Here is a 26,036-nt window from a genome sequence, read left to right as displayed (position 1 = left end):
GGTCCCTTCCTGAAATCGGTGGTTCAACTCTGCTCGCGCGTGCCGGGGGAGGCTTCGCGTTGATCAGCATCTTCGAGATCCGTTTTGACGAGGAATGCATCGGTATGTTCGCGCGCGGCCTCTCGCAGGGCAGCGAGATTTGGCGGATTGCCGATCTCGCCCTGCTTATCGAGTTCGTGCTCAGCCAGGGTCCAGTGATGCCGGTGCTGGCCTTCTGGCCTGCCTTCCTTTTCCCAGAGGGAATAGGCCTTTTTCCGGATCTCCTCCTCGCGGGGGGCTGCGGGCGATCCGCCGTTCTGCCCGGCGAATTTGTTTGCGGCGGGCCGAGCTTTCTTCCGTTCGCGCGCCTCCGCGGCAGATGGAAATTCTGGCTGGGCGCCGTCTGCCTTTTCGCTTGTCTTGCGTCGTACTGGGTTTTTCATGAGCGTCTCCTTGCGGATTTCAACCCACTCGGCCGATCTAAGTTCCAAAAAGACCGTCTTGACGGATGGACACCCATCAACTCGGCATGGGTTGGCAAGGTAAGATGACTGGTATACTAGTATGCCAAACAGTCTCAACCGTCCTTATTGTTATGCCGCAGGCGTCAGAAACCGAAGTTTTGATCATCCCGTCGCAAGACATCGGCGGCAGGCTGCGCCGGGTCACCACGGCCGGCGCCATTTATGAGCGCCTGCATGCCAATATCGTCTCCCTGCGGATGCCGCCTGGCATGCCGCTGCAGGAAAAACGCATCGCTGAGGATTTCGGCGTCAGCCGCACACCGGTGCGTGAGGCACTGCTCAGGCTTTCCGAAGGCGGGCTGGTCGATATTTATCCGCAGTCGGGCACTGTCGTGTCGCGGGTGCCGGTTTCGGCAATCCCCGAGGCGGTCGTCATTCGCAAGGCGCTCGAAGGCACGACGGTCGAGACTGCGGCTCTGACCGCCACCGCCGCCGATATTGCCCGCCTGGATGCCATCATCGCCCGGCAGCGGTCCCATGCTGCGACTGGGGATAGCTCGAGCTTCCATGAAGAGGACGAGGCCTTTCACGAAGCGATCGCCCAGATATCAGGTTATCCCGGCATCTGGGTGATCCTGAAGACGGTCAAGGTGCAGATCGACCGGGCGCGGCGGCTGACGCTGCCGGTGCTGGCGCGGATGGACAATGTAGTGCACGAACATATGACTATCCGCGATGCGCTGGCCGCCCATGATGCGACGGCTGCACGTGATGCGATGGTCCATCACCTGAGCGCCGTCATTCCCGATGTCGACGAGCTGCGCTCGCGCTACCCCGACTATTTCTGCTGACGGCAGGACCGAACACGAAACGACAAGCGAGGGAAGGAACAAGCATGCGGCAAGGTTGGAGATGGTTCGGACCGGAAGCGCCGGTGACGCTGGATGAGGTTCGTCAGACGGGCGCAACCAATATCGTCTCTTCGCTGCACCAAGTGCCGATCGGCAGGGCCTGGACGGAAAAGGAAGTGCGCGAGCGCCAGTCGCTGATCGAGACGACGCCGGGCGATCGTTCGCCGCTCGTCTGGTCGGTGGTCGAAAGCATTCCGATCCCCGATGCCGTCAAGCGCAAGGGCGGGGAGGCGAAGGCCGAAATCGAGGCGTGGATCGCCAGCCTCGAAGCGGTCGCCGCCTGCGGCATTCCGATCGTCTGCTATAATTTCATGCCTGTCGTCGACTGGACCCGCACCGAACTCGATTTCGTGACGCCGACGGGCGCCACGGCCATGCGCTTCGATCATGAGCGTTTCGCAGCCTTCGATCTCTTCATTCTGGAACGGCCGGATGCGGCACAGCACTATTCCGCGGAAGACCGCGAACGGGCGCGTATCGTCTTCGAGGCGATGTCGGAGGAGGAGATTGCCGAGATCACCCGGATCATTACGTCGGCTCTGCCGGGTTCGACCACCGAGCCTCTGACCATTCCGGCCTTCCGGGAAAAGCTGGTCGCCTATGGCGGAATCGACGCCGCAAAGCTGCGCCGGCATCTGATCGAATTCCTGGAGGCGGTGACGCCGGCGGCCGAAGCGCGCGGCGTCAAGCTGACGCTGCATCCCGACGATCCGCCGCGTTCGCTGTTCGGCCTTCCCCGCATCGCCTCGACCGCCGATGATTATGCCGCTCTCTTCGACGCGGTGCCGTCGGCAGCGAATGGCATGTGTTACTGCACCGGCAGTCTCGGCGTGCGCGCCGAGAACGACCTGCCAGCGATCGCCCGGCGCTTTGCCTCGCGCATCCACTTCGCCCATTTGCGCGCCACGACGCGCGAGGGCGACGGCCGGACGTTCCATGAAAGCGCGCATCTCGAAGGCGACGTCGACATGGTCGCGGTTCTCCGGGAACTGGTTGCGGAAGACCGCCGCCGCAGCGCGCAAGACACAATCGTCTTCCGCTCGGACCATGGTCACCGCATGCTCGACGATCTCGATAAAACAGTCACGCCGGGTTACCCTGCCATCGGCCGCATGCGCGGCCTTGCTGAACTCCGCGGCATCCTGCATGCGCTGGGTGCCCCGCCGAACTGAAGGCGTCCCGGGGCCGCTCGTCGGCAGATATTATCGCGCTCTGGAGCTCGAGCAGCACTTCAGAGCGCGCAGCCCTTCAAAAATAGATCGGCGCACATCTTCGCCCGCGCTGCGATCGCATCGATCTTCGGCGGCTGCTCCTGGCGCAGCATCGCCGCGCGCTGCGGCTCCATGATCATCATGCCGCGCAGCATGCCGCAGGCGGCGTGCGGATCGTCAAGTGTTATCAGCCCGCGGTCGATCTGTTTGCGGAGCCAGTCCTCCATCAGCGTGTTGGTCCTGACGATGGCCTTCTCATAGAAGCTATTGGCGATCTCGGGAAAACGGTCGGACTCGCTGATGACGAGCCGGGTCATGGTAATCGTGTCCAGCGAGAGCGTCAGCATGCCATAGGCCATCAGCATGCGCTCCACCCCCTGCCTGAGATCCGTGACGGCGAGTGTGCTTGGGTCAAGCGCCATGAGAAAGCGCCCGGTCCGCTCCGTGATCATCTCCGAAAAGAGATCCGCTTTGGTCGGAAACAGGCGGTAGAGCGTCTTGGTCGAGACGCCCGCCTCCTGGGCGATGGCGGCAATGCTTGCCGCCGCATAGCCATTCTCGTGAAATTGGCTGTTGGCCGCCTCGATAATCACGCCTCTCGTATCCTCGTCGCAGCGGACTTGCGGTCGGCCTCGCGGCCTCTTCTCGATTTCGTGATTTTGGACCATGATAATTTTCCAAATTCCGGTTGACATCCATTTTCTAATACATATTTTGGAAAATATCAAGTTTCCTAAAGTGCATTCCACCCGAATTCAAAGGCCGCGGCCGATAGCGACAGCGACCACTCCCAGGAGAGAGACAATGTCCATCAAAACGCTGCAGGCTCTGAACAACAACGCACCTGCCACAGAAACCACAGCGGAAGCCGCGCCGACAACCCTTGACGCCGGCAACACACCCCGCATTGCTGAGGCTGCCGTCGTTTCGGAGCCGCCCGCTCGAAAGCGCCGTGGTCGCGGATTGCTGTTGGGCGCAGCCGCTGTCACCCTGATCGCCGCAGGCGCCTATTATGGCCATGACTATTGGACGGTCGGGCGCTTCCACATCTCGACCGACGATGCCTATGTGAAGGCCGACAACACGACTGTCGCACCGAAGGTTTCGGGCTATCTCGCCGAAGTCCTCGTCATGGACAACGAGGCGGTGAAGGCCGGTCAGGCGCTTGCTCGCATCGACGACCGCGATTTCCGCGCCGCCCTCGATCAGGCCAAGGCCGATGTCGCAGCAGCTGAGGCGACGCTCAATGCAAAGCAGGCGTCGCTCGACATTCAGCAGTCGACAATTGCCGCTGCCCGCGCCACCGTCGAAGTCGACAAGGCCAACGAGACCTTTGCCGAACAGAACAACAAGCGTTACGCCAATCTTGCGACCAGCGGTTATGCCCCGGTGCAGACGGCGCAGCAGGCAGCTTCCGCCATCGCCGCAGCTCAGGCCACCATCGTTCGCGACAGCGCTTCGCTCGACGCCGCCGTCAAGCAGGTCGATCTTCTGAACGCCGAGCTTGCCCAGGCGAAGGCTGCGCTTGCCCGCAGCCAGGCCGTCCAGCATCAGGCCGAGCTGAGCCTCTCCTATGCAACGATCACAGCACCCGTTGACGGCACCGTCGGCAACCGCACGCTACGGGTCGGCCAGTATGTCCAGGCCGGTACCCAGCTGATGTCGGTCGTGCCGACGAGCGCGGTCTATGTGATCGCCAACTACAAGGAAACGCAGCTCACCGACGTCCGCGCCGGCCAACCGGTGGAGATCGAGGTTGATACCTTCCCAGGCCGTACCTATCACGGCCGTGTCGACAGTCTCGCTCCGGCAAGCGGCCAGGAATTCGCCCTGCTGCCGCCTGACAACGCCACTGGCAACTTCACCAAGGTCGTCCAGCGCATCCCGGTCAAAATAGTGCTCGATGGCGACGCTGCGCTCAGTGGCGACCTGCGCCCGGGCATGTCCGTCCAGCCGAGTATCGATACCAAGAACGACCGCAGCTAGGCCGGGGACAAGGAGTTCGTGTCATGTCCACCATCGCAGCAACAGCCTCAGCCACGTCGCAGCCGCGCGCCAGCACCAGGGAATGGATCGCCGTTCTCGCCGGCATGATCGGCGCCTTCATGGCAATCCTCAACATCCAGATCACCAATGCCTCCCTCCTCGACATCGAGGGCGGCATCGGAACGGGCGTCGATAACGGCGCATGGATCTCCACCTCCTACTTGATCGGCGAGATTGTCGTCATTCCGCTGACGGCGTATTTCAGCAACGTTTTCTCGTTCCGCCGCTATATCCTCGTCAACGCAATCCTATTCCCGATCTTCTCGATGGCTTGTGCCTTCGCCCATGACTTGGGTACGATGATCGTTCTGCGCGGCCTGCAGGGCTTTGCCGGCGGCGTGCTGATCCCGATGGCCTTCACCATGGTGCTGACTAAGCTGCCGAAGGGCCAACAGCCGCTCGGCCTTGCGATCTTCGCGCTTTCGGTCACCTTTGCTCCGGCCATCGGCCCAACGATCGGCGGCTACCTGACAGAAAATTACGGCTGGCAGACGATCTTCTTCATCAACACTATTCCGAGCCTGATGATGGCGGCCGCCCTCGCCCTGACACTGGACAAGCAGCCGATGCAGCTTCACCTTCTGAAGGAAGGCGACTGGGCCGGGATCATCACCATGGCGATCGGGCTTTCGGCGCTGCAGACGGTGTTGGAAGAAGGCAACAAGGAGGACTGGTTCTCCTCGCCCTTCATCGTCAAGCTCAGCATCCTTGCCTTCGTCTTCCTCGCTGCCTTCATCTGGATCGAGCTGACCGTCAAGAAGCCGCTGGTCAAGCTCAGCCTGTTGAAGCAGCGTAATTTCGGCATTGGGGTTGCCGTCAACGTGCTGGTCGGCGTCGCTCTCTTCGGCAGCGTCTATATCCTGCCGCAATATCTCGGGCAGGTGCAGCGCTACAATGCCGAGCAGATCGGCAATGTGCTGGCCTGGACCGGCCTGCCGCAGTTGTTGCTCATCCCGCTCGTGCCGATGATGATGAAGCGCTTCGATGCCCGTTACATCGGCTTCCTCGGCATCTCGATCTTCGCGATCAGCTGCTTCATGAACGTGATGCTTTCGGCCGATACCGCCGGCGACCAGTTCTGGATCCCGAATATCGTCCGCGCCATCGGCCAGGCGCTGGTGCTGACGCCGATCACCGCCATCACCACCGCCGGCATCGCAGCCACTGACGCGGCCGCCGCCTCGGGCCTGACCAACATGCTGCGCAATCTCGGCGGCGCGGTCGGAACGGCAACGCTCGGCACGGTGCTGACCAAACGCGAGCAGTTCCACTCCAACATCATCGGCCAGTCGGTGACACTCGGCCGTGACGAAGTCCGCAACCGTCTCGACCAGGTGACGGGCTACTTCATGTCTCACGGCGTCTCCGACCACGCGGTCGCAGCTCAGAAAGCTGTCGTGGCGCTTGGGCAGATCGTCAAACGCCAGGCCCTCAGCATGGGCTTCAGCGATACCTTCGCCGTTATCGGGACTGTGCTTGCCATTGCTGCCATTGCTCTGCTCTTTGCCCAGAAGCCACGCGCGGGTGGCGGCGCCGGCGCCCACTAAGGTCGGCCCCTGCTAAGATTCCGGGTAAGCGCAACAGAAGAAGCATGACAGAGAAAAGCCCTCCTTCGCCGCGAAGGAGAGCTCTTTTTGTGAAGGCTATTGCGGAATCTCGACGGTAAAGGCGAAGCTTGCCACGCCACCCGGCGCCAGGATGGTGGTGGAGGGACGTTTCGACAGCTCGCTCGAACCTCCGGCCTCTGTAGCCGTTCCATGCCAAGGCTCGACGCAGATGAAGGGCGCGCCCGGCTTGGTCCACAAGGCGAGATTGGGCAGGTTTTTGAAGCCAAACCGCAAGCTCGGCCCACCTTCGGCGCCGTAGCGCAACCCTTCGCCTGCGCCTTGCGGGAAGATCATCGCATCCTGGTCGAACATTGCGTGATCCAGTACCAGCCGACCGGCATTGAACGGGGAGGGCAGCGTTGCAGGATTGATAAGGCCACCCTCCAGCCGTACGAGCCTCGGTTCGGCTTCATTGTCGAGCGTGACGGTATGGGCGCGCCCGGCAGCACCGGGCAGCGGCCAGACGAAGGCCGGATGGAAGCCGAGCCCGAACGGCATCGCCTTTTGGTCGCGGTTGGCAACCTCTGCTGTCACCGTCAAGGCGCGTCCCTCGACCGCATGCTCCAAAGTCAGCTGAAAGTCGAACGGATACACCGCCCGGGTTGCCTCCGAGGCGACCAATTCGTGCCGGCACATCGTTTCCGTGGATGCTGCAAGCCTAAACTCGCTCCGGCGGGCAAAACCATGCTGCGCCATCGGGTAGACGGTGCCGTCGATCGTGATCCTGTCGTCCGGGGCCTTGCCCACGATTGGAAACAGGATTGGCGAGCGCCCGGTCCAGAAGGCGGCGTCGCCTGTCCATAACCAGGAGCGTCCGTCGCTTGATGTGAGCGCCTGCATCTCGGCGCCGAGGGGAGAGACGTCGACGGTGAGATTCTGATTGCCGATCCGGATTAAGGTTGGCATCGCAATTCCCTTTCGCGCTGGTTCGCTACCAAGCCATACCTTCCCGCACCGGGGATTTCCACCAATAGGTGGAAGGCAGTGGTGACGGCGACCATGTGTCGGTCGGACGCTATTTCCTGATCGCACCCAATCTTGCGATCACCTCTTTCGGGATGCCATAGCGCTGAATGGCATCGCGATTGTTGCGCAGCCCGCAGATTTCGCGCTGGATGAAGAACGCCCAGACGGCGTCGGAGGCTGCATTGAGAAGCATCTCGCGGTCTTCGGCACTCTGGCGCTCCGCAGTCCAGGCTTTCAGGTTGGCAATCGCCGCCTCCACCTTCAGCCCGTGACGGCCGAGCGAGTCGGCGCGTTCCGCCATCAACTCGTATTCGAGGACGTTGAAGCCGTTTCTATCCTGCTGCGATTGTCTGAAGGATTGCGGCGGACGAACGCTCATTGGCACGAATTCCCTTCGGCGGAGGCGACAATCTTAGCCAATCCGGCTCGACAGATCGAGAGGCTTTGAAACGGGCCTATCCCGGCATTTCCATGCATGGCATAAGGGCGCCGAAAACTTTCCCCCTAGGCCCAGCGCACATCATGATTCGTATCGAGAACATCAGCAAACAGCTCAGTCACCGGATCCTCTTCATCGAGGCGTCTGCAGCGCTCAACAGAGGCGAGAAGATCGGTCTCGTCGGCCCGAACGGCGCCGGCAAGACAACGATCTTCCGGATGATCAACGGCGAGGAGCAGCCCGATGAGGGGCAGGTCTCCTGCGAGAAGGGCGTTACCATCGGCTACTTCAACCAGGATGTCGGCGAGATGGCGGGTCACAGTGCGGTTGCCGAGGTGATGAATGGCGCCGGCCCGGTCAGCGTCGTTGCCGGCGATTTGCGCGAGCTCGAGGCGGCCATGGCCGATCCCGAGCAGGCCGACGACATGGACAAGATCATCGAGCGTTATGGCGAGGTGCAGGCGCGTTATGAGGAGCTGGACGGTTATGCGCTCGAAGGACGCGCCCGCGAAGTGCTCGCGGGCCTGAGCTTCAGCCAGGAGATGATGGACGGCGATGTCGGGGCGCTGTCGGGCGGCTGGAAGATGCGCGTGGCGCTCGCCCGCATTCTATTGGCGCGACCCGACGTCATGCTGCTCGACGAACCGAGCAACCATCTGGATCTCGAAAGTCTGATCTGGCTGGAGGAATTCCTGAAAGGCTACGAAGGCGCGCTGCTGATGACCTCGCACGACCGCGAGTTCATGAACCGCATCATCACCAAGATCATCGAGATCGACGGCGGCACGTTGACGACCTATTCGGGCGATTACGAATTCTACGAGCAGCAGCGGGCGCAGAACGAAAAGCAGCAGCAGGCCCAGTTCGAGCGCCAGCAGGCGATGCTCGCCAAGGAAATCAAATTCATCGAGCGGTTCAAGGCGCGCGCCTCGCATGCCTCGCAGGTGCAGAGCCGCGTGAAGAAACTGGAGAAGATCGACCGGGTGGAGCCGCCCAAGCGCCGGCAGTCGGTCGCCTTCGAATTCCAGCCGACGCCGCGCTCCGGCGAGGATGTGGTCAGCCTGAAGAACGTGCACAAGAAATATGGCAGCCGAAGCATCTATGAGGGGCTGGATTTCATGGTGCGGCGGCGGGAACGCTGGTGCATCATGGGTATCAACGGCGCCGGCAAGTCGACACTGCTGAAGCTGGTGACGGGTACCGCCGAGCCTGATAAAGGCAGCGTCGCTCTCGGCGCCAGCGTCAAGATGGGTTATTTCGCCCAGCATGCCATGGATATTCTCGACGGCGAGCACACCGTATTCCAATCGCTGGAAGACCGGTTTCCGCAAGCGGGGCAGGGGCCTTTGCGGGCGCTCGCCGGATGTTTCGGCTTTTCCGGCGACGATGTCGAGAAGCGGTGCCGCGTGCTTTCGGGCGGCGAGAAGGCGCGCCTGGTCATGGCGATGATGCTGTTCGACCCGCCGAACCTCTTGGTGCTCGACGAGCCGACGAACCATCTCGACCTCGACACGAAGGAGATGTTGATCAAGGCCCTGGCGCAATACGAGGGCACCATGCTGTTCGTCTCGCATGACCGGCATTTCCTCGCCGCACTTTCCAACCGGGTGCTGGAGCTGACGCCGGAGGGCATCCATCAGTATGGCGGCGGCTATACCGAATATGTGGCGCGCACCGGGCACGAGGCGCCCGGTCTCAGGAGCTGACATTATTTTTATGCGGCATGTCGAAACCCTCGGCGCCGAAGCGACCAGCAATGAGCCGGCCAACGATATCGGTTGGACAGTCGGAGCAGCGGAGGAGAAATGGTCATGCTGCTGGATAGGATCGAAGTCATCACTCTGTTCGTCGACGACATCGACGAGGCCAGGGCGTTTTACCAAAAGGTCTTTGCCGCCGATGTCGTCTATAAGGACGACGTCTGCTCGGTGCTGAAATTTTCGGGAACGATGGTCAATTTGCTCCGGGGGACCGAAGCGCCGCAGCTGGTCGAGCCCTCGCCGGTGGCGGCATTCGGCTCGGGCAGTCGCGTGCTGCTGACGGTCAAGGTCGACGATGTCGATGCGGTCTGCGCCGAGCTGCGCAGGCTTGGCGTGACGCTGCTCAACGGGCCGATCGATCGTGCATGGGGCCGCCGCACGGCGGCCTTTGCGGATCCGTCCGGCCACGTCTGGGAGGTCGCACAGGAACTGCGCTAAATGTTGCATCGAAGACCTTGGCAAGCCGCTTCCTTCACGTGAAGAGCGAATTCGGCGGCTATTGCCACGATGATGACCAAATTCCGTGGTGTTCGGAGCCCTCTTCATGCAATCGGGGACGGGCGCATCAGCATGGACTGGATCAATCGCTATATCGATCAGCCGCTACTGCACGGCGCGGCGGGCTTGCTGCGGAGCTGGCATCTTCGCACGCGGCAACCGCCGGAGCTGCTGGAGCCGACTTGGAATCTCGTCGTGCTCTCGTTTCTCCTGATCGCGAGCGGACAGGTCCTGGCCGGCAAACCTTTTGCCCTCGGTGTTGCCGCGCTGGTCATGCTGGCGCTGCCCTCCGCGCGAAAACTGCTTTCGGTGATGAGGGCGAGCGGAGGCGGCTACGGCGCCCGGGAATACAAGTCGTTGAGAGCCCGCGCCATCGCCAAACGTGAGGCGGAGTGGTCGGTGCGGATCATCGTCCTGTTTTGCTCTGCCTGCCTTCCCTTCATCGCCCGCATCGACGATCCGGCGGGGGCCTGTTTCATGCTGGGGGCAAGCATCTGGTTCGTCCTGACCGGGCCGCTCAAGGCCTATCTCGAGGCCGCCGAGCCTCCCGAGCCGAACGAAGGTGACCGGATGGTCAGCGGCGCCTTCCATTTTGGCTGAACCGGGCCGATGCGACGTTGCATGCGCCGGCCCTGAGAGGGACAGGGAACCAAATGGGGCGACCTCCGTTATCTCCGCAGCAACGTAAAAGGAGATTGCGATGCTTTATTACGCTCTGGTGTTTCTCGTTGTGGCCTTGATAGCCGGCGTCCTCGGATTTGGCGGTATAGCAGGGGCTTCAGCTTCTATTGCCCAGGTTCTGTTCTTCATTTTCCTGGTGCTGTTCGTCGTATCGCTCGTTATGCGCTTTATGCGCAGAGTATAGTGCGAATAGAATAAGTATAAAAACCCGGCGAACACATCGCCGGGTTTTTCTTTATTGCCGCATCCGTTTTGCCGCCGTTCTCACTGGAGGTTTCCGTTACGGTCATGGTCGGCTGTGGCGAAATCCGCCATGACCCGCTGCATGAATTCGCTTCGGCTGATGCCGCCATTGTGGTTGGTGTCGGTCAAAGTGAATTGCTCGACTGTCAGGATCTGAACCGTCTCATCGGACTGCAGGCTGCCGTCCTTGTTCTTGTCGAGGCTTCCGAACGCCGTGCCCATGAAGGTTTCGTATTCGGAGCGATCGACCGTCTTGCTGGCATTGCCGTCGAGTCGGTCCATCTGGCCCTGATACATCGATCCGGGCTGCTGTTGTTGTGCTGCTGCCCCAAGGCATTGGCACAGGATGAGTGTCGTCGCGAAAGCCAGGGTTTTCATCGCTTGATATCCTTCCCCCATTATCGGCCCCAATTATCGGCAAGCCAGACGATTGCCGACGAAACCGCCGCCGCCTATGCCGGCGCCGATCGCAAGCACCTGCCCGGTTCCAGCCCCGATCGTACTGCCGATCAGGCCGCCGACAATCGCGCCGCCGACGGTTCCCGCAATGCAGCCGAATTCGGAATTGTGATCCGAGACCGCCTGTGATGTCGGTCCGGACTGGCAGCCGGAGACGGCAAGGCATCCCGCCAGCATGATGTTTGTCGTGCGTATGCGCATGTTTCCCTCCCGATAAATATACCCGCCATCTGCAATAGAGATCGGTGGGTGTACGATTGTTCGGTCCCTGCGAAAATATCGCCTGATTATATCTCTGGAATTCAGACTTTATTTCTGTTCGAACAGAAGGAGAATTCCGGAAAGCAACCGGACATTCTGTGGCAGTGCAAAGCAGTCATGCCATTTCTCCCGCCGTTACAGTCTAGCAGGGAGAATATTTCCAAATAGTACAGCTATAGACACCGGATGGCAACCTGCGCGGCCATCGATCGCAATGGGCAACAGGGCGCTCGCAATCTGGTCGGAAAGACGAGGCCCATCGCAAGCGTGCCTTTCCGGCAACCATTCCTGACAACATCATGAAATAACCGGATGACGTGAATTAGTGCCTTCGAAATGTCCCAATGGGGCTGAACCGTAGGCATGTTTGTCGCTTGTGCCCTCCCATGGCACTTCGACAGGCGATGCGAAAAGGATGCCGGTTCCGGATCGTTTTGCGGTTCCGCCGGTTATCTGTAGCCGAATCTGGTGGCGAGTAGCCGGGTATTTTGCTCCCGTCACGATTTGAGAAGGAGACACTTATGAATAAGACTTTTGCGACGGCGTTTGCCGCGGTATCGTTGAGCCTCATCGGCGCGGCGGCGGTCAACGCCGCCGACCCGGTCACCAGGACCTATGAAGAACCGGACCTGCGCAACGGCGTGAAGATCGGTTACCTCACCTGCGATATCGGCGGCGGCACGGGTTATGTGCTCGGTTCCTCCAAGGAGGCCGATTGCATCTTCCAGTCGACCGTCGGCAACGAGCTCACGGATCGTTATACCGGCGAAGTGAGAAAACTCGGCATCGATCTCGGTTTCACCACGCGCAGCCGGCTGATCTGGGCCGTGTTTGCGCCGACGGCCGGTTATCATCGCGGATCGCTCGCCGGCCTTTATGTCGGCGCCACCGCCGAAGCGACACTGGGCGCCGGCGTCGGCGCCAATCTTTTGGTCGGCGGTACCTCGGGCTCGATTCATCTGCAGACGGTCAGCCTGACCGGCCAGCTCGGCCTCAATGTTGCCGCCGGCAGCGCATCGATGACGCTGACGTCAGCGAATTGATCTATCTTTTGACGCTCCCTGCCGCGCCGCGGCGGGGGCGTCACCTCCTCCGAGGTTCGATTTCTCACCTTTCATACCGAGAGCATTTTGCTTTATTCAAGTCATCGAAATGCTCTATCTGTTTGTCTTACGCAAAACGCCGAGCGTTTTTGGCTGCTCCAAGCCGGATTGAGATGATGGATATTCGCATGGCAACGCCCGGCGAGGACGAAGTCCTGGTGGGGCACTATTTGAAGATCTGGGACAGCTACGGCACGCCACCGGAGCACTACCGGCCGGATGCGGCCACGCGGATATTGTCTTTCATCAGAAGCGGCCGCGCAGAGCGCCGCCTGGCCACGTTCCTTGCCGTCGTCGAGGGTGAAATCGCCGGTTCCGTATCCTGCCAGCTGCACCAATCGCCGTTTCCCGAAATCATCCGGGAAGAACAGCGGCTGCACGGTTACATCTGGTCCGTCTATGTTGCGGACGCCTTCCGCCGGCGCGGCATCGCGCAGGCGCTGACCAGCAAGGCGGCCGACTATCTGAAATCGATCGGCTGCACCACCGCTGTCCTCCATGCCTCGGATGCCGGCGAACCAGTCTATCGGACCGTCGGTTTCGAATTGGCGAAGGAAATGCGCCTGCAGTTTCCAACCGAGTAGCGAGCAGCGAATGCCGCCCCGCATGTGGCTTACGCTTTCGCGCGGCCGGGCGCCGTAAAGGCGGCAATCGTCGCCTCGTCATGGCCGGCCTCGCGCAGGAAGCGGCCGGCAAATTCGATGGCCGGGCTTCTCAGCGCATCGTCCGGCCGGATCAGATGAAAGGCCACATGATAGTCGAGTGTGCGCTCCGACACGGCAACAACGCGCCCGGTCGCCAACGCTGCATCCGATAACGGCGGCCGGGCGAGCGCAATGCCGAGCCCTTGCGCGCAGGCATCGATCACCAGATTATAGTCCTCGAAGCGCCGGTCCTGGCCACGCGGAATATAGTCGACGCCCTCGCGGGAAAGCCAGCGGCGCCAGCCTTCGATATTCGAATCGTGGAGGATCGGCAGATCGAGCAGCGAAAGAGCGTCGGAACGCTGGCCGAGCCGTTCCGCCAACACCGGGGCGGCGATCGGAAACGACTTCTCCTGCCAGAGCGGCAGGGCGCGCACGCCGGCCCACGGCCCCTTGCCGCAGCGGATGGCAAGGTCCGTGCCTTCGCCGAAATCCGCCAGCCGGTGTTCGAGCGTCAGTTCGACATGCAACTCGTTCCCTTCGAGCTTCGGCAGACGTTGAAACAGCCACAACGAGGCGACGGAGGGCGTTACCGAAAGACGCACCACCGCCTTGTTGCGACGAGGCAGCCAGCGCTCGCCGCTATTGCCGAGCAGGGCAAGCGCTTCCTCCGCCCGCGCGAAAAACCGCATGCCCTCCGGCGTCAGGCGAACGCCGCGGGGCTCGCGGGCAAACAGGCGCACACCCATCCAGCGCTCGAGGCGCGACACCTGCCGCGACACCGCGCCATGGGTGATGCCGCTTTCCTCGGCCGCGGCAGAAAACGAGCCGAGCCGGGCGGCGCGGGCAAAGGTCTCGAGCGTGTCTAGGGGCGGCAGAACCGGTGAGCTGTGAACCATAGGCACATTTGATCATCGATTGCGATGCTTTTCAAGCACGCATCGAAGGCCTATCCATTGGCGCAGGCACATATGGAGGCGAAAATGAGCATGGCTGCAAGCGCACCGATTTCGGCGAAAGAGCAAGGCAAGTTCGACCTGGTGGCCTTTGCGGCGATCGTCGTCACCATCCTCTTCTGGGCGTCCTCCTTCGTGGTGATCCGCATCTGTCTCGGACCGCTGACGCCGATCGAACTAGCGACGGCGCGTTATGTGGCAGCCGGCGCCATTGCGCTGATCTATCTCGCCATCTACCGGCCGATGCCGGAAAAACGCGATTTCGTCCGCCTTTCCATTGCCGCCGTGCTCTTCATCGCCGCCTATGCGGTTCTGCTAAACACCGGCGAGCAGACTGTTGCGGCGGGGCCGGCGAGCTTCATCATCAACACCATGCCGGTCTTCACCGCTCTCATCGCGACGTTCGCGCTCGGCGAGCGCTTCGGTCGCTGGGGCTGGGCGGGCACTGCGGTTTCCTTCGGCGGCGTGGCGCTGATCGCGGTTGCCTCGGATGACGGCTTCAAGCTCGATCCGAACGCCGTGATGATCCTTGGTGCAGCGCTCTGCTCGGCGATCGCCAGCGTGCTGCAGAAGCCGCTGCTCGGGCGGCTGCCCGCACTGGCCGTCACCGCCTGGATCCTGCTGATCGGTTCCGTGCCGCTGTTTCCGGCCGTTCCCGCGACGATCCTGGCGCTGGCCGCCGCACCGGCTGAAGTGAACTGGGGTGTCGCCTATCTCGTCATCTTCCCGACGGCGATCGGCTATCTCACCTGGGCGATCGCATTGAAGCGGCTGTCGGCCGCCCGCGCTTCGAATTTCCTCTATGGCGTCCCGCCGGTCGCAACGCTGATCGGATTCGTCTGGCTGGGCGAAACGCCGACGGTGCTCGGTGCTGTCGGCGGCGTTATGGCGATCCTCGGCGTGCTCGTCGTCAACGTGATGCGGAAGCGATAGACGCAAATTCGCCGCGGGACGGTATCAGGTCTCGCCCAGACCTAGCGGAGCAGCCCGTCCCGCCCAAACTCTTCCCAACCCCGTAGCTTCGCGGAGGCTTCTTCGGCGAGGTCTGGCGATGCCGCAGTCGTCTTACGGTCCTTCTTCAGTGAACGCGTCAGCTTTGCCTTGTAGGCCGCCCTCCGCCTATTCTCCGTGGCGGCCGCGGTGTCCTTCTCACGCCACTCTTCGACAGCGCCCCGGTCGAGCAGGTCCTCGACCATCCGTGGTTCGAAGACATGGAAGGTGATCTGCCTGGCGCGGCCGCGAAGCTTTACCGTTCGCGTCCCGGCGCTGGGCAGGCGGCCGTCCTCCAGCCAGCGGCGTCTCTCGGTCGTTGAGATCGTGAGGATGTCCTCGATTTCGCGCGGGATGACCGGCAGGCTTTCGATGCCTTCGAGCGATTTCGCAATTACCGCCGAGGCATGACGAAACTCATTCCTCATGCTTTCAGGCATTGTCAGCGTGAAAACCCTCCCGCTGATGTCGAGCGATTTTCGCAGGGACGACGGGAGGCGCGCACGGATTTCCAAGAGGATTCCCTTGGCGCGCACCGAAGAGCCTAGAGTGGCCGCGGGCGGTAGCGTCCACGTTTCCACAAGCGCAGGAGTTTCAGTCTTCTTGTTTTTCGCCATTCGCACATAAATGGGATCAAGACGCGGCCCGGTCAACGATCACGGCGTTTAGACCTCCTCGATACCCGTCAAAACGAACAGCTCCTGCGCACAGCGTGGTACGATGCCGGCGTTCGTGGTATTTTTGAGAACGGTGGAGCGGGATCAACGTCGATGCAGACGATTGAGAATTGGCTAGGTCAACTCGGTCTCGGCAAGTACGCCGACGCCTTCATCGAGAATGACGTCGATCTGAGAGCGCTGCCTCATCTTGCCGAATCCGACCTCCAGGAACTCGGCGTCTCGCTTGGGCATCGGAAGATTATTCTGGCTGCCATAGACCGGCTTGCGCATCAAGGTTCCGACGAACAGCCTCCTGCCTCGGCCACTGCTGTATCCGAAGCTGCGGTTGACCGGCGATTGCTTAGCGTGCTGTTCTGCGACCTGGTCGGGTCGACAGCGCTGTCAGCGCAGTTAGACCCGGAAGACATGCACGAGTTGACCCGCCGCTATCAGGAGAGCGTCGCCGGCGCCGTCACGCGCTTCGGGGGCTACGTCGCCAAATATCTCGGAGATGGCGTGCTTGCCTATTTCGGATGGCCGATGGCCTACGAGGATCATGCCGAGCGTTCAATCCGGGCCGGCCTCGAGGCGATGGCCGCCGTCGACGCCCTGCAGTCGCCCAACGCGCAGCAATTGAAGGCTCGCATCGGCATCGCATCCGGGCGCGTGGTCGTTGGCGACACCGACGGCAGCGCGAAGGAACGTGCATCGATCGCCGGAGACACTCCAAACCTGGCCGCACGCCTGCAGGCGGCGGCCGCCCCAGGTCAGATCGTGGTCTCCGACAGCACCCGACGCCTCGCCGGGCAGTCGTTCGAAATCAATAGCCTTGGCACGCGGGAGCTCAAAGGCTTCACTTCGCCCATTGCGCTGTTCGAAGTTCTCGGTCAGCGAGAGGTGGATAGCCGTTTCGAAGCCGCGCATGCGAGCGGGCTTTCGAAATTTGTTGGCCGCGTCAGTGAGATCGGCATGCTGCTCGACCGGTGGGAGTTGGCGAAGGCCGGGCAAGGCCAGGCGGTCTTCCTGTCGGGGGAGGCTGGTATCGGGAAATCGCGCCTTGTCGAGGCTTTCGAAGAGCAGTTGCAAGAGACACAGCATGAACTCATTCGATTGCAGTGTTCGCCCTATCACGTGACATCGGCCTTTTACCCGATCGTCGAGCGACTGAGCCGTGTCGCGTCGTTTTCGCCGGCTGATGACCGGAACACGCGCGTCGAAAAGTTTCTCACCCTGGTTCGCCGCTACGGCGAAAATCCCTCCGAAGTTGGAGCGATCTATGCCGAGCTGCTGTCGCTCGACGTCGGCGACGAGTTTAGGCCGCCGGATCTGTCAGCCCACCAGCGCAAGGAACTTCTCGTCCGCACATTGGTGAACCGTTTGCTGCGTGCGGCGAGGATCGCACCGGTGCTCATGGTTTTCGAGGATGCGCACTGGATGGACCCGTCCACCAGCGAAGTGCTGAGAGAACTCGTGAGCCGGCTTCACGGCGCCGCCGCCCTTGTCGTTGTCACCCATCGACCGGAATGGACCGCGGCCTGGGCAAGCGGCCTGGCGCAGGCGACGACGCTATCCGTCGGGCGCCTGACCAGACAACAGATGCGCGAGCTGATCAAATCCATGGCTTCCGACATTCCCGAACAGCTCGCCGAAAGGATTGCAGAGCGAACGGACGGAGTGCCGCTGTTCGTCGAGGAGTTGACCCGTTCGGTCGTGGAGAGCGGAAAACCGTCGTCGCTTAACGCAGAGATCCCGGACAGCCTGCAAGGCTCGCTGATGACACGTCTCGATCATTTGGCGACGACCGCCAAGGAAATCGCGCAAATTGCCGCCGTCATAGGCAGGGAATTCGATCGGGGCCTTCTTTCCAAGATCACAGGCGTCGACGACCGGGCGCTCGAAAAGGCACTGTACCAGCTCGAGTCCAGCCAGATCGTCGTCGAAGGCGGCGTCTTGCACGATGCTCTCGTTTTTCGACATGCGCTCATTCAGGATGCGGCCTACCAATCGCTCCTCAAGCGGCGCCGGCGCCATTTCCACGAGAAGATCGCCAGGGTGCTCGCCGAACAGTATGACGATGTCGCTGCCACGCAGCCCGAGCTCATCGCCCAGCACTACGGGAAAGCGCAACGGATCGAGCTCGCGCTCCCCTACTGGATGAAGGCGGGAGAACGCGCCCTCGCACAATCAGCCAACTACGAGGCGGTCGACCATTTCCAGAATGCCTTGGCAATCGCAGAGCAGTTGCCTGAAGGACCTGAGCGGCAAAGGGACCTGCTCACCGCCATCCTGAAACTCGGCGACGCTCTATTCGCTGCGGGTCGCATGACGGATTCGTTGGCGAAATACAGGCTGGCCGCCCCATTGGCACGCAAAGCGGCCGACACGCAAGCCTTTGTGCGCGCGGTGATTGGTCTTGACGGCTCCAAATTCCTCTCCTCGAATTCGCTTGCCGAAACGGTGCCGCTTCTTGAGGAAGCCCTCGAGATGGTCGAACCAGCGGATAAGAGTTCACGGTGTCAGCTTCTCAGCCGCCTTGCACGGGCATACACCTACCTGAGCGACAGCAAGAACGCCGCAAAGTGCCATGGTGAAGGTATCGAACTGGCCCGACGAGTTGGCGACAAGACTGCGCTCGTGGAGCTTTCCGCACTGCCATTCCTGACGCCGGCACCCGTCAAGTCCGTTAGCGAGAGAAACGACCGGATCGCTCGCATAGATGAAATAAGACGCCTCGCGGGTGAGATCGACGACGACGATGTGCAAAGCCGAGCGCTTTCAGTCGACGCCTATGTCTCCACGGAGCTCGGGGATCGCGCTCGCGCCGATCGGGCGGTTGACGCGCTGGACGAACTTGGCACCAAACGGCAGCATCTCAACGTCCAGTTCTACGCTCGCATCGCAAGAGCGATGATGGCCATACTCGATGGAAGGTTCGCGGCTGCGGAAGAGCTTGCTGAAGAAGCGCTGAAGCTCGGCATGCAGACCCTTGGCGCTGCGCCCGAGGGCGTTTACGGCATGCAGATGTTCGCGATCCGACGGGAGCAGAGCCGCCTCTCGGAGGTCGCACCGGTCATGAAACTGTTGATTGAGGAACACCCGGAGGAAAGCACCTGGCTGCCAGGTTTTGCGTTGGTTGCCTTTGACCTGGGCTACCGGGATGCGGCCCAACGAAGGTTGAGCGAACTTGCCCGCACGCGCTTCGCCCTTCCGCTTGACGGAAAGCGGAGTGCGTCCCTCTCGTTCCTGACAGAAGTCGCCGCCGGTCTCGGCGACGCGGACGCTGCCAAAACCCTCTATAAGCTTATGCTCGACTACAAGGAGATGACCGTCACGATCGGTATGGCAACCGTTTGCTTCGGCGCGGCCAGCCGCTATCTGGGCGTGTTGGCAGCGGCGCTGGGTGAATTCGACAAAGCGTCGGAGCACTTTGAGCATGCGCTCGAAATGAACGCGGCGATCGGCTCGCGGCCGTGGCTCGCGCACACACAGGCAGATTATGCAGACTTGCTAATGAAAATAGGTAGCCGGGCCGCGATAAAGAGAGCAATGTTGCTATCCGAGGATGCCCGGTCAACCGCAGCCGAGCTGGGAATGGTCCGGCTGCAACAGCGACTGAAGCCAACGATGCACTAAGACCAACAGTTCGCTGCTTTGGTGGGAGGAAGGTCTCGTCATGCCACGCTACATCATTGAAAGAAACTTTGCAGAACAACTCGATCTATCGAAAGAGGGGGTCGAGGAAATCAACCTGATCAACGATCAGGAAGGAGTGAAGTGGATTTTTTCGTTCCTCAGCGCGGACAGAAAAAAGACTTACTGCCTTTACGAGGCGCCCAGTACGCAGGCCATTCTCGCCGCGGCCCGGAGGAACAATGTCCCTGCGGATGTGATCATAGAAGTTAGCGAGGAGATCGGTCCCAATATGTTTGCTTAGCGCTCCTCGGCCAAGCACAGACGTGAGGCGCTTTTTGCGCATGCTGTCTGGTTGGAAGACGCAAAGCGAGATATGCGCCAAATCATAATGGCCGCTCGGGCGGCGAGCGGTCGCTGCGATTGCCGGCGATCTAGTCCTGCCAGGGGCTCGACCTGCCCTGCCAGGCTTCCGATGGGGCCGCGAACGCTGCCAGAAGGGAGTGTTTGTTGGTCGACATCCCCCAGCGTGCTCTCGCCAGACCACCTTCTCGGGCAGGTGCGCGATCGGGTCCTTCCCTAAAAGCTGCGACAGCCGCCCGAGCTTCCAGGCTATCCGATATCGCGATTTTCGTGTCTGCCGAAATCCTTCGTGGCGATGCCCGTAGAGATTGTTCGTCCGACTTCACGAGATGTCCGGTTCGTACAAAGCGCGAAATCGAAAATTTTCTAATGGCAATCTTGAAACCGAAAATGCGGAAAACCAAATCGATGCCGTCGGCAGCCCAGAAGGGGGCCGAAAGCCGGGGACGCAGGTTTCCGCCGCGTTCCTTTCCATCTCGCTTCTAGGAGGTTTTGGTCATGAGAACCGAGTTTGACTTCGCACCGCTCTACCGGTCCAGCATCGGCTTCGACCGTGTTTTTTCGCTGCTCAACAATCCGCAGCGCCTGCAGGCCGCCGACGCCTGGCCGCCCTACGACATCATCAAGGTTGGCGACAACGAGTACCGCATTGTCATGGCGGTCGCCGGCTTCGAGGATGGCGACCTCGACATCGCGCAGGAACGAAACGTGCTTCTCGTCAAGGGCGGCAAGGCCGACGACGTCAAAGTGGAATACCTGCACCGCGGCATCGCCACGCGCGGCTTCGAGCGCCGTTTTGAGCTTGCGGACCATGTGAGCGTGGAAAACGCTTCTCTGAAGAACGGACTGCTGCACATCGAGCTGAAGCGCGAGATTCCGGAGGCGATGAAGCCACGCAAGATCGCGATTGGCCATGGCGCGCCGACACAGGTGCCCCTGCAGATCGAAGGTGAGAAGCAGATCGCGTAAGCGTCGATCGATGGAGGACGCGGGCGAATCCTATGGCGTCGCCCGCGGAAAAACGATGAAAGCCCCCGATTTCGATAAGTCAGATTACTTCGGCGCTGCCGACCTGCGTGTCTGCCAGAGTGTTTTCGACATCGTCGCGTCAGAAGCAGGAGTGGAGCCGACGTCCGAGGAGGGCGAGCGCATCGCCGCCATTCTCGTGCAGCTCTATCGCCAAGGAGTGAAAGAGCCAGACAGCTTGCGGATTATGGTTGAGGCCGCCCGCGGAATTAATCGTCCAAGAGCTGCGTAAAGGATGGGACGCCGCACGACAGCGGCGTCCTTCGTCCGCCTGATTATATCCGTCACCTTCCTTGGCGGCCCGTCGGAGCGGATACGTCCGGTGGCGTCGATCCTTGCGTTGATCGCAAAGCCGCATATCGTCGTGGCTTGGCTACCCCAGGTTGTCCGTGACGCAAGGTTTAAAGTGATGAGTTTTGCATGACAAAAAGGGCGAGTTCCGCTGAAATGCCGAGAGCAGGTGACAGATAGGCATTGCGCAGGCGTTCACTTTCTTTAAAACGAAAGTAGATCGAAAGGTGCGTGCTCATGTTCTTGACCGACCGGCAAACGGAAATCGTCGCAATAGCGAAATCGAGCGGCAGGGTCCTGGTCGAGGAGCTCGCTTCCCGCTTTTCGGTGACGCCGCAGACGATCCGCAAGGACTTGAACGATCTCTGCGATGCGCAGGTGCTGACACGCATCCATGGCGGCGCCACATTCCCGAGCGGCACCGAAAACGTCAAATACGAGGCGCGCCGTCAGATCGCCGCTTCCGAGAAACAGGCGATCGGCATGGCTGCGGTCGAACTGATCCCGAGCGGCGCCTCGCTTTTCATCAATATCGGGACGACGACCGAGGCGGTGGGCGAGGCGCTCGCCAATCATCACGAGTTGATGGTCATCACCAATAACATCAACGTCGCCAATAGGTTGCGCTTGCTGCCGGCGATCGAGGTGGTGATCGCCGGCGGGGTCGTGCGCGGCTCGGACGGCGGCATTGTCGGCGAGGCGGCCGTCGATTTCATCCGCCAGTTCAAGGTCGATTACGCCGTGATCGGCGCGTCGGCGATCGATATGGACGGCGCGCTGCTCGACTATGATTTTCGTGAGGTCAAGGTCGCCCAGGCGATCATCGCCAATGCCCGGCATGTCATTCTCGTTGCCGATTCGACCAAGTTCGAGCGCACAGCACCGGTCAGGATTGGCCAGCTTTCGCAGGTTCATACCTTCATCACCGATCACTGTCCGGCGCCGTCGATCCGCAATCTCTGCCTCGAAAATAATGTGAAGCTGATCGAAACGAACGCAAGATCACACTAGGTCGCCAAGCCGCGGCAAACATTCGTTTGACATTCGTATCTCTTTCGTTTTAACTGCTGTTACTTTCGCAATTGCGCAAGTTTTGTGCGATGCGAAATCGGCATTGGGCTCGGAGGGGTAATGGGCCGGGAGATTCACGACATATTCGTCATCGGAGGCGGCATCAACGGCTGCGGCATTGCGCGCGATGCCGTCGGCCGCGGTTATTCCGTGGCGCTGGCGGAGATGAACGATTTTGCCTCCGGCACCTCGTCGGGCGCCACCAAGCTGATCCATGGCGGCCTGCGTTATCTCGAGCATTACGAGTTCCGCCTGGTGCGTGAATCGCTGATGGAGCGCGAGATCCTCTGGGCGATGGCGCCGCACATCATCTGGCCGCTGCGCTTCGTGCTGCCCTACCACAAGGGCGGTATCCGCCCGGCCTGGCTGATCCGCCTCGGCCTGTTTCTCTACGACCATCTCGGCGGCCGCAAGCTGCTGCCGGCGACATCGGTGCTCGACATGCGCCGCGATCCGGCCGGCAAGCCGCTGAAGGCGCTGTTTGCCAAAGCTTTCGAATATTCCGACGGCTGGGTCGACGATGCCCGCATGGTGGTGCTGAACGCCCGCGACGCCGCCGACAAGGGGGCGACGATCATGCCCCGCACCAAAGTGGTGTCGGCAAGGCGCGAGAATGGCCTGTGGCAGATCGAGACGACCGATACGGTCACCGGCCATAACGACAGCCATCAGGCAAGGATGCTGGTCAATGCCGCCGGTCCCTGGGTCGATCATGTCATCCGTTCCGCCTTCGGCCAGAACGAAGCCCATCATGTCCGCCTCGTCCAGGGCAGCCACATCATCGTCAAGAAGAAGTTCGACGATCCGCGTGCCTATTTCTTCCAGAATCCCGACAACCGCATCATCTTCGCCATCCCCTATGAGGGCGACTTCACGCTGATCGGCACCACCGACCGCGATTACACCGCCGATCCCAAGGATGTCCGGATCTCCGAGGAGGAGACCGTCTATCTCTGCAATGCGGCGTCGGAATATTTCAAGGAGCCGGTCAGACCTGAGGATATCGTCTGGACCTATTCGGCCGTCAGGCCGCTTTATGACGACGGCGCCTCGAAGGCGCAGGAGGCAACGCGCGATTACGTGCTGAAGCTGGAAGGCGAGGGGAGTGCTGCGCCGCTGCTCAACGTGTTCGGCGGCAAGCTCACCACCTATCGCCGGCTTTCCGAACATGCGCTGGAAAAGATCGGTGCCGCAATCGGCGTCAAGGGCGCCCCGTGGACGGCAAATAGCCATCTGCCGGGCGGCGATTTTCCAGTCAAGGGTTACGAGGCCGAGGTCGCCAGGCTGAAACGGCGTTATCCGTTCCTGACGGATTCGCATGCTCGCCGACTGGTGCGCCGCTACGGCACCAAGGCCGAGATGCTGCTGGGCGACGCCAGCGGGGCCGAGGACCTTGGACGGCTGTTCGGCGGCGATCTCTACGAGGCCGAAGTCAAATACCTCGTCGAACATGAATGGGCCCGGCACGGCGAAGACGTGCTGTGGAGGAGAACAAAGGATGGTCTGCGCCTTTCCAAGGAGCAGGCTCAGTCACTGGAGGAGTACATGGCTGCCATACCGGCAATGGCCGGATAAGGCGACGTGTGGTCCCCGCTGCGTGGAGGCACGGGAATCGGAATGCTGGAACTGCGAAACGCCGCCAAGATGGTGGGCGCGGACTATCATATCTATCCGACCGATCTGGTTCTCGAGCGCGGCACGCTGAACGTGCTGCTCGGGCCGACGCTGTCTGGCAAGACATCGCTGATGCGGCTGATGGCCGGCCTCGATCGTCCCACAGGCGGCTCGGTGCATTTCGACGGCGCCGATGTCACCGGCATGCCGGTGCAGAAGCGCAACGTCGCCATGGTCTACCAGCAATTCATCAACTATCCGGCGCTGACCGTTTATGAGAACATCGCGTCGCCAATGCGCATCTCCGGCAAGGATGCCGCAACGATCGACCGTGACGTGCGCAAGGCGGCAGAGCTTTTGAAGCTGACGCCCTATCTCGATCGCACGCCGCTCAATCTGTCCGGCGGTCAGCAGCAGCGCACCGCGTTGGCGCGCGCCCTTGTCAAGAATGCCAGCCTTGTGCTGATGGACGAGCCGCTCGCCAATCTCGACTACAAGCTGCGCGAGGAACTGCGGCAGGAATTGCCGCGCATCTTCGCCCAGTCCGGCGCGATCTTCGTCTATGCCACGACGGAACCCTCCGAAGCCTTGTTGCTAGGCGGCAATACGGCTGCGCTCAACGAGGGCCGGATCACACAGTTCGGCCCGACGATCGAGGTCTACCGCAATCCAATCGATCTGACGACGGCGAAAACCTTCGCCGATCCGCCGTTGAATTTTATTGATCTGGTCAAATCGGCAGGCAAATTCCTGCGCGACGGCGCTGTGATTTTTGCCGTGCCGCCGCATCTTCAGAACGTGCCGGACGGGCCGGCAACGATCGCTTTTCACCCGCATCATCTTGCACCCACCGCCCAGACGGATGATTCGGCGCGGCTGACAGCACGGACCCAGATTTCGGAGATCACCGGGTCGGAAAGTTTCGTGCATCTGCAATTTGCCGACACCCGCTGGGTCATGCTTGCGCACGGCATTCACAATATCGACCCGGACACGGACATCTCCGTTTTCATCGATACGCGCCATCTGATGGCATTCGGCGCGGACGGCCAGGCGATCACCACTGCCAGGCAGAGGGGCTAGGAGAAGATCATGGCACGTATCACCCTCGATCATATTCGACACGCCTATGGGCCGAACCCGAAGAGCGAGAAGGACTACGCTCTCAAGGAAGTGCATCACGAGTGGAACGATGGCGGCGCCTATGCGCTGCTTGGACCTTCGGGCTGCGGAAAGACCTCGCTGCTTAATATCATTTCCGGCCTTATTCAGCCGTCCGAAGGGCGTATCCTGTTTGATGGACAGGATGTCACGAACCTGCCAACACAGCAGCGAAATATTGCGCAGGTATTCCAGTTTCCGGTCATCTACGACACGATGACCGTCTATGACAATCTGGCTTTCCCCTTGCGCAACCGCGGGGTCGCGGAGGCGGATGTTGATCGTCGTGTCCGCGAAATATTGGAGATGATTGATCTTGCAGACTGGGCGAAGCGGCGCGCCCGCGGTTTGACGGCGGACCAAAAGCAGAAGATTTCGCTCGGCCGCGGCCTGGTGCGCTCGGATGTGAACGCGATTCTCTTCGATGAGCCGCTCACTGTTATCGATCCGCATATGAAATGGGTGCTGCGATCGCAGCTGAAGCGGCTGCACAAGCAGTTCGGTTTTACGATGGTCTATGTCACACATGACCAGACGGAGGCGCTGACCTTCGCCGACAAGGTGGTGGTGATGTACGATGGCGAGATCGTGCAGATCGGCACGCCGGCCGAACTCTTCGAGCGTCCGAGCCATACCTTCGTCGGCTACTTCATCGGTTCGCCGGGCATGAATTTCATGCCGGCAAAGGTAGAAGGCAGCACGGTTCGGGTCGGTGATCACGCGCTGTCGCTCGACTATGCGCCAAAGACTTCGCAGGCGGCCAAGGTAGAGCTTGGAATCCGGCCCGAGTTTATCAGGGTCGGCCGCGAGGGCATGCCTGTGACGGTCAGCAAGGTGGAAGATATCGGCCGGCAGAGGATCGTCCGCGCCCAGTTTGCCGGCCAGCCGATCGCGATCGTCATCCCTGAAGACGGGGAGATTCCGGCTGATCCCAGGGTGACCTTTGAGCCATCGGCGATCAGCATTTATGCAGACTCTTGGCGCGCCGGACGGGAGGCTTGAT

The 26,036-nt window shown here is 61.1% G+C and carries 27 protein-coding genes; 19 read left to right on the top strand and 8 right to left on the bottom strand.

The window, feature by feature from the left end; genetic code table 11:
- Positions 1-23 precede the first annotated feature (23 nt).
- Positions 24-422 (bottom strand): DUF2934 domain-containing protein, encoded by a 399-nt coding sequence (locus tag RLEG4DRAFT_RS60510; protein WP_003576634.1) that lies wholly within the window; start codon positions 420-422, stop codon positions 24-26.
- Between the two features lie 152 nt (positions 423-574).
- Between RLEG4DRAFT_RS60510 and RLEG4DRAFT_RS60505 the strand changes: the two genes are divergently transcribed.
- Positions 575-1,294, top strand: coding sequence for a GntR family transcriptional regulator (locus RLEG4DRAFT_RS60505; protein ID WP_003576636.1), 720 nt, complete (start codon positions 575-577; stop codon positions 1,292-1,294).
- 44 nt (positions 1,295-1,338) lie between these two features.
- Positions 1,339-2,526, top strand: a complete 1,188-nt coding sequence (gene uxuA / locus RLEG4DRAFT_RS60500) for a mannonate dehydratase (RefSeq protein WP_003576638.1) — start codon at positions 1,339-1,341, stop codon at positions 2,524-2,526.
- Between the two features lie 59 nt (positions 2,527-2,585).
- Here the strand turns inward: uxuA and RLEG4DRAFT_RS60495 are convergent, their stop codons facing one another.
- On the bottom strand, positions 2,586-3,233 hold the full coding sequence (locus RLEG4DRAFT_RS60495) for a TetR/AcrR family transcriptional regulator (protein ID WP_003576640.1): 648 nt from the start codon (positions 3,231-3,233) through the stop codon (positions 2,586-2,588).
- Positions 3,234-3,369: 136 nt separating this feature from the next.
- On the opposite strand from RLEG4DRAFT_RS60495, the gene RLEG4DRAFT_RS60490 reads away from it, so the two are divergent.
- Positions 3,370-4,551 (top strand): HlyD family secretion protein, encoded by a 1,182-nt coding sequence (locus RLEG4DRAFT_RS60490; RefSeq protein ID WP_003576642.1) that lies wholly within the window; start codon positions 3,370-3,372, stop codon positions 4,549-4,551.
- 23 nt (positions 4,552-4,574) lie between these two features.
- Positions 4,575-6,158 (top strand): DHA2 family efflux MFS transporter permease subunit, encoded by a 1,584-nt coding sequence (locus RLEG4DRAFT_RS60485; protein WP_003576644.1) that lies wholly within the window; start codon positions 4,575-4,577, stop codon positions 6,156-6,158.
- Between the two features lie 96 nt (positions 6,159-6,254).
- Here RLEG4DRAFT_RS60485 and RLEG4DRAFT_RS60480 read toward each other — a convergent pair whose 3' ends face one another.
- Together RLEG4DRAFT_RS60480 and RLEG4DRAFT_RS60475 are read right to left on the bottom strand one after the other, a co-directional pair.
- Complete coding sequence (locus RLEG4DRAFT_RS60480) at positions 6,255-7,124, bottom strand: aldose 1-epimerase family protein (protein WP_003576647.1); 870 nt, start codon at positions 7,122-7,124, stop codon at positions 6,255-6,257.
- A 109-nt stretch (positions 7,125-7,233) separates the two neighbouring features.
- Positions 7,234-7,563, bottom strand: a complete 330-nt coding sequence (locus tag RLEG4DRAFT_RS60475) for a DUF6665 family protein (protein ID WP_003576649.1) — start codon at positions 7,561-7,563, stop codon at positions 7,234-7,236.
- A gap of 143 nt (positions 7,564-7,706) precedes the next feature.
- Here RLEG4DRAFT_RS60475 and RLEG4DRAFT_RS60470 point away from each other — a divergent pair, with 143 nt between their 5' ends.
- The 4 genes from RLEG4DRAFT_RS60470 to RLEG4DRAFT_RS60455 all read left to right on the top strand — a co-directional run bounded on the left by RLEG4DRAFT_RS60470 (position 7,707) and on the right by RLEG4DRAFT_RS60455 (position 10,746).
- Positions 7,707-9,329: an ABC-F family ATP-binding cassette domain-containing protein gene (locus RLEG4DRAFT_RS60470; RefSeq protein ID WP_003576651.1), complete on the top strand. Its 1,623-nt coding sequence runs from the start codon at positions 7,707-7,709 to the stop codon at positions 9,327-9,329.
- 99 nt (positions 9,330-9,428) lie between these two features.
- Positions 9,429-9,821, top strand: a complete 393-nt coding sequence (locus tag RLEG4DRAFT_RS60465; protein WP_003577247.1) for a VOC family protein — start codon at positions 9,429-9,431, stop codon at positions 9,819-9,821.
- A 69-nt stretch (positions 9,822-9,890) separates the two neighbouring features.
- Positions 9,891-10,481, top strand: a complete 591-nt coding sequence (locus RLEG4DRAFT_RS60460; RefSeq protein ID WP_003576655.1) for a hypothetical protein — start codon at positions 9,891-9,893, stop codon at positions 10,479-10,481.
- A 100-nt stretch (positions 10,482-10,581) separates the two neighbouring features.
- Positions 10,582-10,746 carry a DUF1328 domain-containing protein gene (locus RLEG4DRAFT_RS60455; RefSeq protein ID WP_003571841.1) on the top strand — a complete coding sequence of 55 codons (165 nt, stop codon included), beginning with the start codon at positions 10,582-10,584 and terminating at the stop codon, positions 10,744-10,746.
- 80 nt (positions 10,747-10,826) lie between these two features.
- Here RLEG4DRAFT_RS60455 and RLEG4DRAFT_RS60450 read toward each other — a convergent pair whose 3' ends face one another.
- A complete protein-coding gene (locus tag RLEG4DRAFT_RS60450) occupies positions 10,827-11,183 on the bottom strand; it encodes a hypothetical protein (protein ID WP_003576657.1) in 357 nt (118 codons plus the stop codon).
- A 33-nt stretch (positions 11,184-11,216) separates the two neighbouring features.
- A complete protein-coding gene (locus RLEG4DRAFT_RS60445) occupies positions 11,217-11,465 on the bottom strand; it encodes a membrane protein (protein WP_003576658.1) in 249 nt (82 codons plus the stop codon).
- A gap of 581 nt (positions 11,466-12,046) precedes the next feature.
- Here RLEG4DRAFT_RS60445 and RLEG4DRAFT_RS60440 point away from each other — a divergent pair.
- On the top strand, positions 12,047-12,568 hold the full coding sequence (locus RLEG4DRAFT_RS60440; protein WP_003576659.1) for a DUF992 domain-containing protein: 522 nt from the start codon (positions 12,047-12,049) through the stop codon (positions 12,566-12,568).
- A gap of 176 nt (positions 12,569-12,744) precedes the next feature.
- Positions 12,745-13,212, top strand: coding sequence for a GNAT family N-acetyltransferase (locus RLEG4DRAFT_RS60435; RefSeq protein ID WP_003576661.1), 468 nt, complete (start codon positions 12,745-12,747; stop codon positions 13,210-13,212).
- Positions 13,213-13,241: 29 nt separating this feature from the next.
- On the opposite strand, the gene RLEG4DRAFT_RS60430 is transcribed toward RLEG4DRAFT_RS60435, so the two are convergent.
- Positions 13,242-14,171 carry a LysR family transcriptional regulator gene (locus tag RLEG4DRAFT_RS60430; protein ID WP_003576663.1) on the bottom strand — a complete coding sequence of 310 codons (930 nt, stop codon included), beginning with the start codon at positions 14,169-14,171 and terminating at the stop codon, positions 13,242-13,244.
- Between the two features lie 72 nt (positions 14,172-14,243).
- On the opposite strand from RLEG4DRAFT_RS60430, the gene RLEG4DRAFT_RS60425 reads away from it, so the two are divergent.
- Entirely contained in the window at positions 14,244-15,161 is a 918-nt protein-coding gene (locus RLEG4DRAFT_RS60425; protein WP_171898196.1) for a DMT family transporter, read from the top strand.
- A 41-nt stretch (positions 15,162-15,202) separates the two neighbouring features.
- Here RLEG4DRAFT_RS60425 and RLEG4DRAFT_RS60420 read toward each other — a convergent pair whose 3' ends face one another.
- Positions 15,203-15,835 (bottom strand): hypothetical protein, encoded by a 633-nt coding sequence (locus RLEG4DRAFT_RS60420; RefSeq protein ID WP_003576666.1) that lies wholly within the window; start codon positions 15,833-15,835, stop codon positions 15,203-15,205.
- Between the two features lie 153 nt (positions 15,836-15,988).
- Between RLEG4DRAFT_RS60420 and RLEG4DRAFT_RS60415 the strand changes: the two genes are divergently transcribed.
- The 8 genes from RLEG4DRAFT_RS60415 to RLEG4DRAFT_RS60380 all read left to right on the top strand — a co-directional run bounded on the left by RLEG4DRAFT_RS60415 (position 15,989) and on the right by RLEG4DRAFT_RS60380 (position 26,035).
- The gene (locus RLEG4DRAFT_RS60415; RefSeq protein ID WP_003576667.1) at positions 15,989-19,510 is read left to right on the top strand and encodes an ATP-binding protein; all 3,522 of its coding nucleotides are present in this window, start codon (positions 15,989-15,991) and stop codon (positions 19,508-19,510) included.
- A 40-nt stretch (positions 19,511-19,550) separates the two neighbouring features.
- Positions 19,551-19,811, top strand: a complete 261-nt coding sequence (locus tag RLEG4DRAFT_RS60410) for a DUF4242 domain-containing protein (protein WP_003571824.1) — start codon at positions 19,551-19,553, stop codon at positions 19,809-19,811.
- Between the two features lie 557 nt (positions 19,812-20,368).
- Positions 20,369-20,839 carry an Hsp20 family protein gene (locus RLEG4DRAFT_RS60405; protein ID WP_003576668.1) on the top strand — a complete coding sequence of 157 codons (471 nt, stop codon included), beginning with the start codon at positions 20,369-20,371 and terminating at the stop codon, positions 20,837-20,839.
- Between the two features lie 55 nt (positions 20,840-20,894).
- Positions 20,895-21,128 carry a hypothetical protein gene (locus RLEG4DRAFT_RS60400; RefSeq protein ID WP_037093469.1) on the top strand — a complete coding sequence of 78 codons (234 nt, stop codon included), beginning with the start codon at positions 20,895-20,897 and terminating at the stop codon, positions 21,126-21,128.
- A gap of 296 nt (positions 21,129-21,424) precedes the next feature.
- Positions 21,425-22,198 (top strand): DeoR/GlpR family DNA-binding transcription regulator, encoded by a 774-nt coding sequence (locus RLEG4DRAFT_RS60395; RefSeq protein WP_003576671.1) that lies wholly within the window; start codon positions 21,425-21,427, stop codon positions 22,196-22,198.
- A gap of 120 nt (positions 22,199-22,318) precedes the next feature.
- Positions 22,319-23,833 carry a glycerol-3-phosphate dehydrogenase gene (gene glpD / locus RLEG4DRAFT_RS60390; protein WP_003576672.1) on the top strand — a complete coding sequence of 505 codons (1,515 nt, stop codon included), beginning with the start codon at positions 22,319-22,321 and terminating at the stop codon, positions 23,831-23,833.
- Between the two features lie 42 nt (positions 23,834-23,875).
- A complete protein-coding gene (locus RLEG4DRAFT_RS60385; RefSeq protein WP_003576673.1) occupies positions 23,876-24,955 on the top strand; it encodes an ABC transporter ATP-binding protein in 1,080 nt (359 codons plus the stop codon).
- 9 nt (positions 24,956-24,964) lie between these two features.
- Positions 24,965-26,035, top strand: a complete 1,071-nt coding sequence (locus RLEG4DRAFT_RS60380; RefSeq protein ID WP_003576674.1) for an ABC transporter ATP-binding protein — start codon at positions 24,965-24,967, stop codon at positions 26,033-26,035.
- Position 26,036 lies beyond the last annotated feature (1 nt).

It is taken from the genome of Rhizobium leguminosarum bv. trifolii WSM2297 (assembly GCF_000271845.1).
This window is presented reverse-complemented; position numbering and strand designations above follow the sequence as displayed.

What these genes read in the sequence shown, in the direction of transcription:
- RLEG4DRAFT_RS60410 (WP_003571824.1), top strand. Translation starts at nt 19,551, where the DNA reads ATGCCACGCTACATCATTGAAAGAAACTTTGCAGAACAACTCGATCTA.
- RLEG4DRAFT_RS60400 (WP_037093469.1), top strand. Translation starts at nt 20,895, where the DNA reads ATGAAAGCCCCCGATTTCGATAAGTCAGATTACTTCGGCGCTGCCGAC.
- RLEG4DRAFT_RS60470 (WP_003576651.1), top strand. Translation starts at nt 7,707, where the DNA reads ATGATTCGTATCGAGAACATCAGCAAACAGCTCAGTCACCGGATCCTC.
- RLEG4DRAFT_RS60395 (WP_003576671.1), top strand. Translation starts at nt 21,425, where the DNA reads ATGTTCTTGACCGACCGGCAAACGGAAATCGTCGCAATAGCGAAATCG.
- RLEG4DRAFT_RS60420 (WP_003576666.1), bottom strand. Translation starts at nt 15,835, where the DNA reads ATGGCGAAAAACAAGAAGACTGAAACTCCTGCGCTTGTGGAAACGTGG.
- RLEG4DRAFT_RS60480 (WP_003576647.1), bottom strand. Translation starts at nt 7,124, where the DNA reads ATGCCAACCTTAATCCGGATCGGCAATCAGAATCTCACCGTCGACGTC.
- RLEG4DRAFT_RS60450 (WP_003576657.1), bottom strand. Translation starts at nt 11,183, where the DNA reads ATGAAAACCCTGGCTTTCGCGACGACACTCATCCTGTGCCAATGCCTT.
- RLEG4DRAFT_RS60435 (WP_003576661.1), top strand. Translation starts at nt 12,745, where the DNA reads ATGGATATTCGCATGGCAACGCCCGGCGAGGACGAAGTCCTGGTGGGG.
- RLEG4DRAFT_RS60505 (WP_003576636.1), top strand. Translation starts at nt 575, where the DNA reads ATGCCGCAGGCGTCAGAAACCGAAGTTTTGATCATCCCGTCGCAAGAC.
- RLEG4DRAFT_RS60405 (WP_003576668.1), top strand. Translation starts at nt 20,369, where the DNA reads ATGAGAACCGAGTTTGACTTCGCACCGCTCTACCGGTCCAGCATCGGC.
- RLEG4DRAFT_RS60440 (WP_003576659.1), top strand. Translation starts at nt 12,047, where the DNA reads ATGAATAAGACTTTTGCGACGGCGTTTGCCGCGGTATCGTTGAGCCTC.
- RLEG4DRAFT_RS60460 (WP_003576655.1), top strand. Translation starts at nt 9,891, where the DNA reads ATGATGACCAAATTCCGTGGTGTTCGGAGCCCTCTTCATGCAATCGGG.
- RLEG4DRAFT_RS60510 (WP_003576634.1), bottom strand. Translation starts at nt 422, where the DNA reads ATGAAAAACCCAGTACGACGCAAGACAAGCGAAAAGGCAGACGGCGCC.
- RLEG4DRAFT_RS60445 (WP_003576658.1), bottom strand. Translation starts at nt 11,465, where the DNA reads ATGCGCATACGCACGACAAACATCATGCTGGCGGGATGCCTTGCCGTC.
- RLEG4DRAFT_RS60385 (WP_003576673.1), top strand. Translation starts at nt 23,876, where the DNA reads ATGCTGGAACTGCGAAACGCCGCCAAGATGGTGGGCGCGGACTATCAT.
- RLEG4DRAFT_RS60415 (WP_003576667.1), top strand. Translation starts at nt 15,989, where the DNA reads ATGCAGACGATTGAGAATTGGCTAGGTCAACTCGGTCTCGGCAAGTAC.
- RLEG4DRAFT_RS60465 (WP_003577247.1), top strand. Translation starts at nt 9,429, where the DNA reads ATGGTCATGCTGCTGGATAGGATCGAAGTCATCACTCTGTTCGTCGAC.
- glpD (WP_003576672.1), top strand. Translation starts at nt 22,319, where the DNA reads ATGGGCCGGGAGATTCACGACATATTCGTCATCGGAGGCGGCATCAAC.
- RLEG4DRAFT_RS60495 (WP_003576640.1), bottom strand. Translation starts at nt 3,233, where the DNA reads ATGGTCCAAAATCACGAAATCGAGAAGAGGCCGCGAGGCCGACCGCAA.
- uxuA (WP_003576638.1), top strand. Translation starts at nt 1,339, where the DNA reads ATGCGGCAAGGTTGGAGATGGTTCGGACCGGAAGCGCCGGTGACGCTG.
- RLEG4DRAFT_RS60455 (WP_003571841.1), top strand. Translation starts at nt 10,582, where the DNA reads ATGCTTTATTACGCTCTGGTGTTTCTCGTTGTGGCCTTGATAGCCGGC.
- RLEG4DRAFT_RS60475 (WP_003576649.1), bottom strand. Translation starts at nt 7,563, where the DNA reads ATGAGCGTTCGTCCGCCGCAATCCTTCAGACAATCGCAGCAGGATAGA.
- RLEG4DRAFT_RS60380 (WP_003576674.1), top strand. Translation starts at nt 24,965, where the DNA reads ATGGCACGTATCACCCTCGATCATATTCGACACGCCTATGGGCCGAAC.
- RLEG4DRAFT_RS60430 (WP_003576663.1), bottom strand. Translation starts at nt 14,171, where the DNA reads ATGGTTCACAGCTCACCGGTTCTGCCGCCCCTAGACACGCTCGAGACC.
- RLEG4DRAFT_RS60485 (WP_003576644.1), top strand. Translation starts at nt 4,575, where the DNA reads ATGTCCACCATCGCAGCAACAGCCTCAGCCACGTCGCAGCCGCGCGCC.
- RLEG4DRAFT_RS60490 (WP_003576642.1), top strand. Translation starts at nt 3,370, where the DNA reads ATGTCCATCAAAACGCTGCAGGCTCTGAACAACAACGCACCTGCCACA.
- RLEG4DRAFT_RS60425 (WP_171898196.1), top strand. Translation starts at nt 14,244, where the DNA reads ATGGAGGCGAAAATGAGCATGGCTGCAAGCGCACCGATTTCGGCGAAA.